General features: G+C 39.5%; 16 protein-coding genes. 13 read left to right on the top strand and 3 right to left on the bottom strand.

Annotation, left to right across the window (positions count from 1 at the left end):
* Nucleotides 1–45: 45 nt before the first annotated feature.
* Nucleotides 46–2,100 (bottom strand): carboxy terminal-processing peptidase, encoded by a 2,055-nt coding sequence (locus ACL8WY_RS17145; protein WP_436515985.1) that lies wholly within the window; start codon nucleotides 2,098–2,100, stop codon nucleotides 46–48.
* Nucleotides 2,101–2,225: 125 nt separating this feature from the next.
* On the opposite strand from ACL8WY_RS17145, the gene ACL8WY_RS17140 reads away from it, so the two are divergent.
* The 5 genes from ACL8WY_RS17140 (at nucleotide 2,226) to ACL8WY_RS17120 (ending at nucleotide 4,183) form a co-directional block, all read left to right on the top strand.
* Nucleotides 2,226–2,924 (top strand): hypothetical protein, encoded by a 699-nt coding sequence (locus ACL8WY_RS17140; RefSeq protein ID WP_436515984.1) that lies wholly within the window; start codon nucleotides 2,226–2,228, stop codon nucleotides 2,922–2,924.
* 40 nt (nucleotides 2,925–2,964) lie between these two features.
* The gene (locus ACL8WY_RS17135) at nucleotides 2,965–3,207 is read left to right on the top strand and encodes a hypothetical protein (protein ID WP_436515983.1); all 243 of its coding nucleotides are present in this window, start codon (nucleotides 2,965–2,967) and stop codon (nucleotides 3,205–3,207) included.
* A gap of 2 nt (nucleotides 3,208–3,209) precedes the next feature.
* Nucleotides 3,210–3,452, top strand: coding sequence for a hypothetical protein (locus tag ACL8WY_RS17130; protein ID WP_436515982.1), 243 nt, complete (start codon nucleotides 3,210–3,212; stop codon nucleotides 3,450–3,452).
* A 6-nt stretch (nucleotides 3,453–3,458) separates the two neighbouring features.
* Nucleotides 3,459–3,710 (top strand): hypothetical protein, encoded by a 252-nt coding sequence (locus ACL8WY_RS17125; RefSeq protein WP_436515981.1) that lies wholly within the window; start codon nucleotides 3,459–3,461, stop codon nucleotides 3,708–3,710.
* Between the two features lie 80 nt (nucleotides 3,711–3,790).
* The gene (locus tag ACL8WY_RS17120; protein ID WP_436515980.1) at nucleotides 3,791–4,183 is read left to right on the top strand and encodes a VOC family protein; all 393 of its coding nucleotides are present in this window, start codon (nucleotides 3,791–3,793) and stop codon (nucleotides 4,181–4,183) included.
* A gap of 1 nt (nucleotide 4,184) precedes the next feature.
* Here ACL8WY_RS17120 and ACL8WY_RS17115 read toward each other — a convergent pair whose 3' ends face one another.
* Together ACL8WY_RS17115 and ACL8WY_RS17110 are read right to left on the bottom strand one after the other, a co-directional pair.
* Complete coding sequence (locus ACL8WY_RS17115) at nucleotides 4,185–4,526, bottom strand: hypothetical protein (RefSeq protein ID WP_436515979.1); 342 nt, start codon at nucleotides 4,524–4,526, stop codon at nucleotides 4,185–4,187.
* Entirely contained in the window at nucleotides 4,523–5,068 is a 546-nt protein-coding gene (locus ACL8WY_RS17110; protein ID WP_436515978.1) for an RNA polymerase sigma factor, read from the bottom strand. The genes ACL8WY_RS17115 and ACL8WY_RS17110 overlap by 4 nt, the downstream gene beginning before the upstream one ends.
* A 127-nt stretch (nucleotides 5,069–5,195) precedes the next feature.
* Here ACL8WY_RS17110 and ACL8WY_RS17105 point away from each other — a divergent pair, with 127 nt between their 5' ends.
* From ACL8WY_RS17105 to ACL8WY_RS17070, 8 genes are all read left to right on the top strand, one after another.
* Complete coding sequence (locus tag ACL8WY_RS17105; protein WP_436515977.1) at nucleotides 5,196–5,528, top strand: DUF6249 domain-containing protein; 333 nt, start codon at nucleotides 5,196–5,198, stop codon at nucleotides 5,526–5,528.
* 155 nt (nucleotides 5,529–5,683) lie between these two features.
* Entirely contained in the window at nucleotides 5,684–5,830 is a 147-nt protein-coding gene (locus ACL8WY_RS17100; protein WP_436515976.1) for a hypothetical protein, read from the top strand.
* Between the two features lie 76 nt (nucleotides 5,831–5,906).
* Nucleotides 5,907–6,971, top strand: coding sequence for a class II fructose-bisphosphate aldolase (gene fbaA / locus ACL8WY_RS17095; RefSeq protein WP_436515975.1), 1,065 nt, complete (start codon nucleotides 5,907–5,909; stop codon nucleotides 6,969–6,971).
* 5 nt (nucleotides 6,972–6,976) lie between these two features.
* Nucleotides 6,977–7,867, top strand: a complete 891-nt coding sequence (locus tag ACL8WY_RS17090; RefSeq protein ID WP_436515974.1) for a 3-hydroxybutyryl-CoA dehydrogenase — start codon at nucleotides 6,977–6,979, stop codon at nucleotides 7,865–7,867.
* A gap of 126 nt (nucleotides 7,868–7,993) precedes the next feature.
* Entirely contained in the window at nucleotides 7,994–10,162 is a 2,169-nt protein-coding gene (locus ACL8WY_RS17085) for a S9 family peptidase (protein ID WP_436515973.1), read from the top strand.
* Between the two features lie 327 nt (nucleotides 10,163–10,489).
* Nucleotides 10,490–11,074: a DUF4389 domain-containing protein gene (locus ACL8WY_RS17080; RefSeq protein ID WP_436515972.1), complete on the top strand. Its 585-nt coding sequence runs from the start codon at nucleotides 10,490–10,492 to the stop codon at nucleotides 11,072–11,074.
* On the top strand, nucleotides 11,071–11,556 hold the full coding sequence (locus ACL8WY_RS17075) for a DUF4870 domain-containing protein (RefSeq protein WP_436515971.1): 486 nt from the start codon (nucleotides 11,071–11,073) through the stop codon (nucleotides 11,554–11,556). Before ACL8WY_RS17080 ends, ACL8WY_RS17075 begins: the two co-directional genes overlap by 4 nt.
* The gene (locus tag ACL8WY_RS17070; RefSeq protein WP_436515970.1) at nucleotides 11,553–12,338 is read left to right on the top strand and encodes a M48 family metallopeptidase; all 786 of its coding nucleotides are present in this window, start codon (nucleotides 11,553–11,555) and stop codon (nucleotides 12,336–12,338) included. The genes ACL8WY_RS17075 and ACL8WY_RS17070 overlap by 4 nt, the downstream gene beginning before the upstream one ends.
* Nucleotides 12,339–12,425 lie beyond the last annotated feature (87 nt).

Here is a 12,425-nt window from a genome sequence, read left to right as displayed (position 1 = left end):
TATATGGATTTATTAATAAAGATGAAGAATCTGGCAAATAGTTGCCTATCCCACCTTGAATTTTTTGATTGCGGCCAATAACTTAAGTCCTTCTTTCAAGTAAGGATCATTTTTAAGTTTTTCATCAATCGCATCTTTTTCTGAAACTTCTCCATTATCCACCGAGGTGGCAAGGTCGTCTTCGTCGTTATTTGTATTAGCGCGACGTGTTTCAAGGTTAAGTGAAACCGATGTTCTGTTTCTACTTTCTTTGGCTTTTTCTATATCTCTAACAAGCTTCTGGAGGTCTGGGTCATTGTTTAAATCTTCTCTGTATAAGGTATTTAAATAATCCAATAGCTCTTCACTAATTGTATTCGTTGGTTGAAAACTTGCGCTTGCAATTTCATCCCATGGCAGAGCGTTTTCTCTGCTGGCTTCTCCAAAATCTTCCTGAGAATATATAGATGGGAAATGAACATCGGGAGCAATACCTACACGTTGATTGCTGCTACCTGTGACTCTGTAAAACTTAGCCAACGTCATTTTTATTTGACCGAGGTTGAGTTCAGGATTTCGGATGTACCTGCTCAGGTCAATTACATTTTGAACGGTCCCTTTTCCAAAAGTGCTCTCACCAATAATGACGCCTCGTCTATAATCTTGAATGGCTCCTGAAAATATCTCAGATGCTGAAGCGCTACCTCTGTTTACTAAAACAGCTAGTGGCCCGTCATAGAACACATCGCCTCCATCTTCATCGTCCATTTTGTCTACAGACTGATCATAATTACGAACTTGGACTACTGGTCCGTCAGGAATAAAAAGACCGCTTAGGTCGATGGCTTCTTTCAAAGATCCGCCACCATTAAACCTTAAATCGATCATCAGACCGTCCATTCCTTGTGCTTCGAGTTCAGTAATTAAGTTCTTCACGTCTCTCGTGGTACTTCTATAGTCTTCTTTACCGGCACTTAGTTCTTCAAAATTCAAATAGAAACTTGGCACAGTAATCACGCCAAGGTTATAGGTTGTGTTACCTTCTGTAATTGGAATCATTTCACCTTTGGCCGCCTGCTGTTCCAAATTGATTTTATCACGAACTAATCTCAAGGTGTCAGGAAGTGCGTTTATTCCCTCACTTGCTTTTAGTATTTGCAGTCTTACCACTGACCCTTTGGGTCCACGGATTTTAGAAACTACATCATCCAATCTCCAGCCAATTACATCTAAAAACTCGCCATCGTCTCCCTGTGCTACACCAATGATCCGATCATCTTTTTGTATCTGCTTGCTCTTATAAGCAGGTCCTCCGGGAATAATTTCTGCTACTTGAGTATAATCCAAATTTTGCATCAAACGTGCTCCTATTCCTTCCAGTGAAAGGCTCATGTCAATCTGAAAGTTTTCAGCATCCGGTGGAGAAAAGTAGTCGGTATGTGGATCATACGCATTTGTGTATGCGTTCATGTAGCTCTGAAATACATCTTCGCTGTTGTATTGATAAATTGCTTTCTGAATCCTTTGATATCTCTTTTTGAGACTTGATGCAATATCTTCCCAATCCCTTCCGGCAAGCTTGTAGCTCAAGGCCGAGTTTTTAATGATTTTTCTCCAGACTTCATTTTGCTCTTCCTGAGTTGTGGGCCAGCTGGCATCTTCTCTATCAAAAACGTAAGTTTCTTCTTTACTAAAATCGAATTCGGTATCAAGCAAAGTGAATACATAATCAATTTGAGTGAGCGCTCGTTCACGGTATACATCAAAAACATCGTAGGCAAACTGTAACTCACCTGCAGGGATCTGATCGTCTAGTTCATATCTCAATTTCTCAAACCTGGCAATATCAGACGCATAGAAATAGGCTTTATTGGGATCAAGAGACTCGAAGTAATTATTGAAAATAACTGAGGAAATAGAATCTGATAATGATAGTTTCCTGTAATGGATGCGTTTTAGCAAATTGGTAATTACGTAAGCTTCACTCGGATGTTCTTCTTGAGGCTTTAGCACCTTAAGCGTATCTCCTTCTATAAATGACTGGATATCGCTACTATATCCAGTAGAGATTCCAAATGAGGTAAGTATTACAAACCCGGCTATCAACAGCAACTTATTCATATAAATATTTTTAGACGTACTCTTTCAACGCAATGTTGAAAAAATTGATTTTAAAAATAGCTGATTTTTTGTGAGCGGTATTGTGAAAAAGATTAAACCGCTATTTTTATAGGTAAATGAAGGCCTTGATCAGGTATTTAATCCCAGCGATACTAATAATCGTGGTATCTCCATTCGCTAAATCCATCGGGTTGATTCCAACTACCTTATTATTTGGTTTTGCAATGGTCTATTATTTTAATCTTGACAACCCTCACCTTTCCTTTAAGAAGGCTGTGAGTGCATCTTTAATTCTTTGGTTGGTCTTGTTTCAATTGAGAAAAGAATATTACACTGTTATCGATTATTGGGTTCCTGCTTTAGGCGCAGCGATTTTAGCCTTCATCTATTTTCAACGATTTAGAGTTCGTGAGGATAAGCATTGGGTGGATTATCTAAAACTCCTAGGAATAATTGCGTTAGTTCCAGCAACGTATTTGGATTCAATGTTGGCATCATTTACTACTTCATTTATTTGCTCATTTTTATGTTTGATTTTTTTACTGGACCGACTTATAATCAGAAGACAAATGAATAAAACCACACAGATTATCACATTCAGCATCATGGCTTTGATGAGCCTTTCCTTTATGATTTATGCTTTCATCAAAGCTGACGAAGCTGAGAAGGCAGCTTACTTAAGCAGGCAAGAAGCTGAGCAATTAAGAGATGAAGCTTTGGTATTGCAAGAAGCTGCGCAGGAATCTGCAGCAGAAGCTAAAAGACAAGAAGTCCTTAGCCTAGATCTTAGAGAGGCTCTTGAAGCTTGTAAAGCGAATAAGTAATAAAGAGACACAACCAATTGTACTAACAAATGATCCAGCCATGAAAAAGAACATTCTAATTATCATACTAACCGTGATCGCCGTTTTCACCATGCTGTATGCTTTCATCAAAGCGGATGAAGCAGAAAAAGCAGGCATGGAGGCTTACGTAGCACAGCAAGAAGCAGAAAAACTGAGAGACCAAGCTGTGACATTACAAGAAGCTGCCCAAGAGTCCGCCGCGGAAGCCAGAAAGCAGCAAGAGCTTGCAGAACAAGCATTAGCTGACTGTGAAAATCAATAAGAATGAAAAAGAACATAATTATCATACTCCTCATTCTAATATCAGCACCTAGCATGTTCTATGCTTACATCAAAGCAAATGACGCTGAAAGATCGACAGGACTTGCATTGCAATACCAGAAAGAGGCTGAAATCCTGCAAGATGAAGCATGGCAGATCCAAGAAAAAGCTCAAGAAGCAGCTGCTGAAGCTATGAGGCAGAAAGAGCGTGCAAGGCAGGCCATGCTTGATTGTCAAAATAAATAAGTGAATATGAAAAAGAACCTAATCACTATCTCATTAATTCTAATTACTGTCCTCAGCATGTTTTATGCCTATGTAAAGGCCAACCAAGCCACAGTTGCAGGACAGCAAATACAAGAACTCAAGCAACTTCTTGAAGAGCAAAAGATAGAGGCAGAAAGTCAAGCTGAAATGGCTATGCTGGCTGCCACAGAAGCTAAGAGACAAGAAGCTTTGGCTTTGGAAATGAGAAATCAACTTGAAGCTTGCCAAGCTAAATAGCTCACCCTTTCAGGTGATTTTCATATTTCTTTTTTGAGACCAAATATTAATCTCTTTATTTGGATCAAAACACATCCGATATGAAAAAAAGAGTAACAGGAATTGGAGGTATCTTTTTTAAGACAGAAGATCCTCAAAAGATGAAAGATTGGTACCGATCTCACCTTGGAATTGAATCGGACCAATATGGTGGTTTATTTAAGTGGAGAGACCATGACAATAAAGAACAAGTTTGTACTACGGCTTGGAGTCCATTCGATAAAGACACAACCTACTTTGGTCCCAGCGAGAAGGAGTATATGTTTAATTATCGAGTTGAAAATCTAGTTGAACTATTAGAGCAACTGAAAGAGGAAGGTGTAGAAGTCGTTGGCGAAATAGAAGAATTTGAATATGGGAAATTTGGTTGGATCATGGATCCTGAAGGCAGAAAGATCGAACTTTGGGAGCCCATAGATGCTCCCTTTCTATAAGCTAAATATTCATTAAAAGTTTGTTTTTCACTAGTCGCTTATCCAGGTATTGAACCACAATAGTCAACAAACCTATCAAGACTGCTAGTGGAATAATACCTGAAACTCCATCATTCAAGCCCTTAAAGCTTTCAAATGTACCGGGCAGAAAATAGGCTATGGTTGCATAACCAAAACCAAAAATGATAAGTGTACCCAAAGCCATCCAAAAATATAGTTTTCGCTGGCTTGCTTTTTCCTGTCGCTTGATGACATGAACGACGCGATCCTTAAAGTCTTTCCTCAACTGAAAGTCCGGCTCGGTCTTCAGTACTTCATCAATTAATTGTTCAATTTTTTTCATATCAATGCTACCTCCTTTCGGGCATGTTCTTCAACTATTTTTTTCAACTTCAGTCTGGCTCTGTGAATATAGTTTTTCACTGTTCCTTCTGGCATCCCGGTGATTTCTACTATCTCTGGGTAACTGAAACCATCCAAGTAAAACAAAGTCAAAACTGATTTGTAGTTTACCGGAAGCTGATCCACCAATTTATGAATAAACTTCTTGGTGTCTTCTACTTCTGTCACTTCAAAGTCCTCCCCCACTTTAAATTCCACTTGATCCAGATCTACTTGATCCAGCTTTTTCTTCTTAGCAAAATTAACCGCCATCCGATAGGCGATTGTTGCTATCCATGTCGAAAGCTTCGAATCAAAATTAAATCCATTCAACTTGTTAATCACTTTCACAAAAACATCCTGACACAACTCCTCTCTATCCATGTTGTCAGATACCACGCGAGCAACCATATGAATCACCAATCTTTCATACTTTGATATAAGTAATCTGATCGCTGAATCGCTACCGCTTAATACCTGCCTTACTAACTGCTTTTCATCCATGGATATTTAGTTAGTCAATACGATCAACAAAAATGTTGCATCAAAAAATATTTTTATTTGAACTGCAACATTCCAAACCCAACTGCTTGTCTAAATGGGAAATGTTGAACTTAAAAATTAAACAATTATGGACGAATTAATACCAATAGTGGCCATTATATCAGTATTTGGATCAGTAATACTTTTTGTATCTATCCTTACAAATTATTCACTTAAAAAGAAGCTAATTGACAAAGACATGGTAAACAGTGACACAGCAAATCTCTTCGATAAGAAAGATAGTAGGCAAAATGCCCTGAAGTGGGGATTGATCGTGCTATTTGGAGGTCTGGGACTAATTGTTATTGATGCGATGAATCTCGACAATGATGAAGCTATGCCGTACGGTATTGAGGCCGTTAGCATTGCAATTGGTTTCTTGATATACTATGCAATGATGAAGAAGGAATTAGATGACTAATGAAAATATTGGCGCAACTCAAAGGACAAAAACTCAAAATAATGCGGTTGCGCCATATTTTATTTCGTCTAAGAAAATAGACCATTCGTCTATAAAAGACCCTTTTCCAAAACCTTTTTAAACCATTGGCACATAGCATGGGTCTAAAGAGTCCTATGAAGTGGAAGATCCTAATCAAACTACTTTTTTTAATCACGCTATTTGCTGTCGCAGCTTACAAGTGGGATGAAGAATCACAGCTAATCGATTCTGACCCAAAAGTGGATCCCTCTACCATACAGCAAGCATACAACGAAGCATAAGTTCGTTTTCATTCCTTGTACTAGAAGTTATATTTGCGGAACGAAATTCTGTTTATAACTCTCAAACATCTATACAATGAAATTTAGACCTGGTGTACTGACCGGACAGGAAGTCACAGACCTTCTTAACTATGCCAACGAAAACGATTTTGCATTACCCGCGGTAAACGTTACAAGCTCAAGTACTGTAAATGCAGTTCTGGAAACAGCTAGAGACGCCAATTCACCTGTGATGATACAGTTTTCGAATGGTGGAGCTGCGTTCATGGCTGGTAAAGGCCTCTCCAATGACGGACAAGCGGCAGCAATTGCAGGAGGAGTCGCTGGTGCACATCACGTTCATCAGCTGGCCGAGGCTTATGGTGTATCTGTGGTATTACATACAGATCATGCCGCAAGAAAATTACTTCCCTGGATCGATGGTCTATTGGATGCTGGAGAAAAACATTTCGAGCAAACTGGAAAACCCCTCTACTCTTCTCATATGTTGGATCTTTCTGAAGAGCCAATTGAAGATAATATTGGAACGTGTGTTGAGTACTTCAAGCGAATGGCCAAAATGGGGATGACGCTTGAAATTGAACTTGGAGTAACAGGTGGCGAAGAAGACGGTGTGGATAACTCTGATATCGACAATTCAATGCTATACACCCAACCGGAAGAAGTTGCTTATGCCTATGAAAAACTTAAGGAAGTAAGCGATAATTTCACCATAGCTGCAGCTTTCGGAAATGTGCATGGTGTTTACAAACCCGGTAACGTAAAGCTTACGCCAATCATTCTCAAAAACTCTCAGGATCATATTCAAGAAAAGCACAGCACATCCAGCAATCCGGTAAACTTTGTTTTCCACGGTGGATCAGGATCCTCCAGAGAAGAAATCAGAGAGGCTATTTCCTATGGCGCTATCAAAATGAATATAGACACAGATCTGCAGTGGGCTTACTGGGATGGCGTAAGAGGTTACTACCAAGACAAAGAAGGTTATCTTCAAGCCCAGATTGGAAATCCTGAGGGAGATGACAAACCAAACAAGAAGTTTTATGATCCACGAGTTTGGGTTCGCGAAGCAGAAAAATCGTTTGTTGAGAGATTGAAACTTGCTTTTGAGGATTTGAATTGTGTAGGAAAGAACGCTTAAGAAAAATGAAGAATATATCTGTTATAGGAAGCGGAACCATGGGAAATGGTATCGCTCACGTTTTCGCTCAAAGTGGTTTCACTGTTTCACTAATCGACATAAACGAAGGTGCTTTAGAAAAAGCAATTGCAACCATCTCAAAGAATCTGGATCGAATGGTTCAGAAAGAGAAGATTAGCGAAGCTGATAAGGAAGCCGCACTTAAGAATATTAGCACATTCACCTCCACAGAAGAAGGTGTTAAAAATGCAGACTTAGTTGTAGAGGCAGCTACCGAGAACTTTGACATCAAAAAGAAGATTTTCGAAACCATGGATACGCATGCTCCTGATGGTGCCATTCTATCCACTAATACATCTTCGATTTCCATTACCAAGATTGCTGCAGCCACTGAGCGACCGGACAAAGTAATCGGGATGCATTTCATGAATCCTGTGCCCGTGATGAAGCTTATTGAAGTCATTCGTGGTTACGCAACAACCGACGAAACCACTTCTACCATCATGGAGATGAGTAAGAAACTAGGTAAAGTTCCAGTTGAAGTAAATGACTACCCTGGATTCGTTGCCAATAGAATTCTTATGCCTATGATCAACGAGGCGATTATCACATTACACGAAGGTGTAGCTGGAGTTGAAGAAATCGACACTGTAATGAAACTAGGAATGGCTCACCCGATGGGTCCTTTGCACCTTGCAGATTTTATTGGCCTTGATGTCTGCCTCTCGATCATGAATGTCCTCTACGAAGGATTTGGTAATCCAAAATATGCACCATGTCCCTTGTTAGTAAACATGGTAACTGCTGGGTATCTTGGAGCTAAAACCGGAGAAGGGTTTTATAAATACACACCAGGTTCAAAAGAACTTGTGGTAAGCGAAATGTTCTCGAAATAGAAAGGCTAGAAATTGAAAAAAGGCAGGCTCCTAAGCCTGCCTTTTTTTATTTAAACCGATTATATAAAGCCATTAGGATTATTTTAATTGAATGGGGAACTTGCCGCCATAAAATCTAATTCAACAATGAGACATCTCAAATCAATTGCATTGCTTACGGGAATTATTCTTCTTGGGGCATGCACCAACCAAACAACAGAAAAAAAACCTATGAGACCTGATGCACCTGTTGCAGCTAAGGCTGATACCATTTTGAAGGAACATGGACAAACCAGAGTAGATCCCTACTTCTGGATGCGCCTTACGGATGAGCAAAAGAGAGCGGAAAATCCTGACGAACATACTAAGGAAGTTTTGGCTTATTTAAATGCAGAAAATGATTACACCAAAACTGTGATGTCTCACACCGAAACATTACAAGAAAAGCTATATGATGAAATTGTTGGACGCATAAAGCAAACAGACGAATCTGTCCCTTATTTATCGAATGGATACTGGTATTATACCCGCTATGAAGAGGGTGGGGAATACCCAATCTATTGCCGAAAGAAAGGTACTCTCGAAGCTGAAGAAGAGGTATTAATCAATGTGAATGAGTTGGCAGAAGGATATGACTATTACGCTGCTGGTGGCCTAAATGTAAGTCCCAATAATAAAATCCTTGCATTTGCAGAAGACACATTAAGCAGAAGGATTTACACCATTCGATTCAAAAACCTTGAGACTGGTGAGATGATCGATGATCAAATCGCTAACACAACCGGTGGTGGTGCCTGGGCCAATGATAATAATACCTTTTTCTACACAGCCAAAAACAAGGTTTCTCTTCTATCAGAGAAAATATACCGCCACGAACTTGGCACTCAGCCAGAAACCGATGTGATGGTTTATCACGAAAAAGATCCTTCATACTACATTGGCGTATATAAATCGAAATCGGATGATTACATAATCATTTACAACAGCAGCACGCTCGTAAGTGATTATCATGTTCTGGATGCTAACAATCCTAGAGGAGAATTCAAACAATTTATCCCTAGAGATGAAAAAGCTCATGAATATAGTATCTCTCACTTCGAGGACAAATTTTACATTGTGACCAATTGGGATGCGACCAACTTCCGATTGATGGAAACTCCAGTAAATGCGACCGGTAAAGAAAACTGGAAGGAAGTAATAGCTCACAGAGAAGATGTACTGCTGGAAGGGATAGAGCTTTTCAATGACTTTATGGTGGTCGATGAGCGAGCCAATGGCTTGAGTAATCTCAGAGTCATCAATCAGACTTCCGGTGATGAACACTACCTTGATTTTGGAGAGCCTGCGTACAATGCATACACATCTGTAAACGCTGAATTCAATACTAACATTCTTCGATTTGGCTATACTTCCATGACTACACCAAACTCTACGTTCGATTACAACATGGAGACTCGTGAAAAAACTCTGAAGAAACAGCAAGAAGTAGTTGGTGGTCACAATCCAGAAGATTACATAACTGAAAGGCTTTGGGCAACCGCTCGCGATGGGGAGAAAGTGCCAATTTCGATCGTATATAAAAAAGGATTTAAGAAAGACGGATCTGGTCCGCTTCTACAGTATGGCTATGGTTCATATGGAGCTACAATAGATGCAAGTTTTAGTTCTGTTCGCTTAAGCTTACTTGATAGAGGTTATGCTTTTGCCATTGCACATATACGTGGTGGACAATTGATGGGGCGCCAATGGTATGAAGATGGGAAGATGTTTAAGAAAATGAACACCTTTAATGATTTCGTCGATTGCTCGAAGTTCCTGATTGAAGAGAAATACACATCTGCTGAGCATCTGTATGCACAAGGAGGAAGTGCAGGCGGATTGCTTATGGGAGCTGTAGTAAACCTTGCTCCTGAGCTATATAATGGAATTCTTGCGGCTGTACCATTCGTAGATGTTGTTTCAACAATGTGGGATGAAACCATTCCTTTGACAACCAATGAATTTGACGAATGGGGCAACCCAAAGAATCTCGAATCTTATGAGTACATGATGTCCTATTCACCTTACGATCAGGTGTCAAATCAGGATTATCCAAACATGCTGGTGACCACAGGTCTATTCGATTCGCAGGTTCAATATTGGGAACCGGCTAAATGGGTGGCAAAGTTGCGTGATATGAAAACGGACGACAACCTCTTAGTTCTGGATACCGACATGGAAGCGGGGCATGGTGGAGCTTCAGGTCGATTTAAAAGATATAAGACAACAGCTCTACAATATGCATTTTTACTTGACCTTGAAGGAATAGAAGAATAGCAACCCACATTCTATAGATATTTAAAAAGCCTCGAAGATATTCGGGGCTTTTTATTTATCTAATATATTTTTTTACTTCAAAAGTAGATTTAAGCATAACCCAATCACCCATAATCTCGTCTGTATGAATGAAAAGCTTAAATTATCGTAATAACGGCACTCTTATTGCTGTTTAAAAAACATCTATCACCACTCATAATACGATTAGGTTAAGCTATTAAGAGCTGATAGATTTAGCCCTGGAGCAATTCAGGGCTTTTTTTATACTAATTTTTAAAAATTTTCAAGCTCTTTTTATCTTACCATCTAAACCTAACCTTACCAAACATGAAAATTGATATTAAGTATCAGGAGAGATACTCTCGAGGAGAGCTTTTACTCCGTACGCTTTTTGGTGTGATATATATTGCACTACCACATCTATTTCTGCTCATTTTTGTTTCACTGTGGGGAGCCATTCTATCCTTTATCTCCTGGTGGATTGTATTGTTTACAGGACAATATCCTCAAAGCTTTTTCGAATTTCAGGAGCGCCTCTACCGCTGGAATCTGAGGGTTAATGCGCGTATATATAATCTCTGTGATGGATACCCTCCATTCGGTATGGATGCAAAGGATGATTTTGTAACGTTGGAAATTCCTTACCCGGAAAGACTTAGCCGTGGAGTTTTGATACTTAGGCTTTTATTTGGAGGAATTTATGTAATCCTACCACATGGCTTCCTTCTAATCTTCAGGTCAATCGCCTCCATGGTATTGCAATTTCTTGCGTGGTGGGCGGTATTGTTTACTGCAAATTACCCCCAAAGCTGGCATGAATTCAATGTTGGAACCATTCGATGGGCGACACGAGTTAATATTTACATGTCATTCATGACAGACGATTATCCTCCATTTTCTGGAAAACCATGAACGAAGCATACTACCCAATTCCACAACCAAACGAATTAAGCGCTAGAGAAAAAGATGATGCCATGGGATCATACCTCATGATGTTTGCATCAATAGCCGTAGGTCTACCCCTTCCTATCATCAACCTTATCGCAGCAATCGTTTATTATTATACAAACAGATCGAAAGGTCTGTTTGTACATTTTCATTCACTGCAGTCACTCATCAGTCAACTGCCAACAACTGTAATAAATGCCATTGGAGTATTCTGGGCAATAAGGATTTATTTCTTTGATTGGGAGCTCACCGACAACTTCAAAGGCTATTTGATTATGGCTCTGATTTTTAATCTGGCCTACTTTATCTTTAGTATTATTGGTGCCGTAAAAGCAAGAAAGGGTCGCATGTATTACTTTCTGTTTTTTGGAAGGCTATCATACGAATCAGTTTTCAAAAAGAAAGATTCAGACACAAGTGTAATTCAAAACTTACCTCCTAAATGAAAATTTGGCGTGAGCTGCTCATTTTAATTCTAATTTTTGGGCTTATATGGTTGGCTTTTACCTGGCGACCTCTTAGCCTTCCTGGCGCAGATCTCAAACTAAGCAAAGAGCGTGAGAAAGATCTTGCCGAACTCATCATGGATGACCTTGAAGATGAATATGAGTTTTATGATGACTCTGTGATAAATAAGATCTTGAGTCCGATTACCATGAGACTTTTAGATTCCTTAAATCCACAGAAATATGAGTACAAGTTTCATTTGTTGGATGACAGCAATGAAATCAATGCATTTGCAACTTTAGATGGAAACATCTATGTTTTTTCAGGCTTGCTCAAATTCGTAGATAACCCTGAACAGCTTGCGGGAATTTTAGCTCATGAGATTGGACATCATGAGAATGGAGACCTTGTCGACCGGCTTATGAAAGAGCTTGGCCTGAGCGTGCTTGCAGCAGTGCTTACCGGAGGAGATGCCGTTATGATCTCAGAAATTTCGAAGCTCCTTTTATCGGCAGGATTCGACAGAAAGCAAGAACGAGAAGCTGATGAGTTTGCTTATATGTTGATGATAAAAGCCCAAATCAACCCGGCAAGATTGGCGCACTTTTTCACAAAGCTTAAGACAGAAGAAAAGTCCTATCCGGATGATCTTGAAATTGTCATGACGCACCCTAATTCAAAGAATCGAATTGAAGGAGCTCTCTCCTATCCACTTCCTGAGAATTGGACTGAAAAAGAGTTCGAACTCGATTGGGACAAGTTGGTTGAAACCGTCCTTTAGATATCAGTTAGATCCATACAACTATCTTGATTTTGTAACATCTTTTTAGAGACTGTTGTCTAACAGCCTGTAACTCAAAAACTAAAA

The organism is Ekhidna algicida, assembly GCF_051379705.1.
In the GTDB taxonomy this organism is placed as follows: domain Bacteria; phylum Bacteroidota; class Bacteroidia; order Cytophagales; family Cyclobacteriaceae; genus Ekhidna.
The sequence above is the reverse complement of the archived record's forward strand: the minus strand, read 5'-3'. Positions and strand labels throughout refer to the sequence as shown.

Bases quoted from the DNA above. Each gene is read 5' to 3' on its own strand.
- ACL8WY_RS17145 (WP_436515985.1), bottom strand. From the start codon at position 2,100: ATGAATAAGTTGCTGTTGATAGCCGGGTTTGTAATACTTACCTCATTT.
- ACL8WY_RS17135 (WP_436515983.1), top strand. From the start codon at position 2,965: ATGAAAAAGAACATTCTAATTATCATACTAACCGTGATCGCCGTTTTC.
- ACL8WY_RS17130 (WP_436515982.1), top strand. From the start codon at position 3,210: ATGAAAAAGAACATAATTATCATACTCCTCATTCTAATATCAGCACCT.
- ACL8WY_RS17125 (WP_436515981.1), top strand. From the start codon at position 3,459: ATGAAAAAGAACCTAATCACTATCTCATTAATTCTAATTACTGTCCTC.
- ACL8WY_RS17120 (WP_436515980.1), top strand. From the start codon at position 3,791: ATGAAAAAAAGAGTAACAGGAATTGGAGGTATCTTTTTTAAGACAGAA.
- ACL8WY_RS17115 (WP_436515979.1), bottom strand. From the start codon at position 4,526: ATGAAAAAAATTGAACAATTAATTGATGAAGTACTGAAGACCGAGCCG.
- ACL8WY_RS17110 (WP_436515978.1), bottom strand. From the start codon at position 5,068: ATGGATGAAAAGCAGTTAGTAAGGCAGGTATTAAGCGGTAGCGATTCA.
- ACL8WY_RS17105 (WP_436515977.1), top strand. From the start codon at position 5,196: ATGGACGAATTAATACCAATAGTGGCCATTATATCAGTATTTGGATCA.
- ACL8WY_RS17100 (WP_436515976.1), top strand. From the start codon at position 5,684: ATGAAGTGGAAGATCCTAATCAAACTACTTTTTTTAATCACGCTATTT.
- fbaA (WP_436515975.1), top strand. From the start codon at position 5,907: ATGAAATTTAGACCTGGTGTACTGACCGGACAGGAAGTCACAGACCTT.
- ACL8WY_RS17090 (WP_436515974.1), top strand. From the start codon at position 6,977: ATGAAGAATATATCTGTTATAGGAAGCGGAACCATGGGAAATGGTATC.
- ACL8WY_RS17085 (WP_436515973.1), top strand. From the start codon at position 7,994: ATGAGACATCTCAAATCAATTGCATTGCTTACGGGAATTATTCTTCTT.
- ACL8WY_RS17080 (WP_436515972.1), top strand. From the start codon at position 10,490: ATGAAAATTGATATTAAGTATCAGGAGAGATACTCTCGAGGAGAGCTT.
- ACL8WY_RS17075 (WP_436515971.1), top strand. From the start codon at position 11,071: ATGAACGAAGCATACTACCCAATTCCACAACCAAACGAATTAAGCGCT.
- ACL8WY_RS17070 (WP_436515970.1), top strand. From the start codon at position 11,553: ATGAAAATTTGGCGTGAGCTGCTCATTTTAATTCTAATTTTTGGGCTT.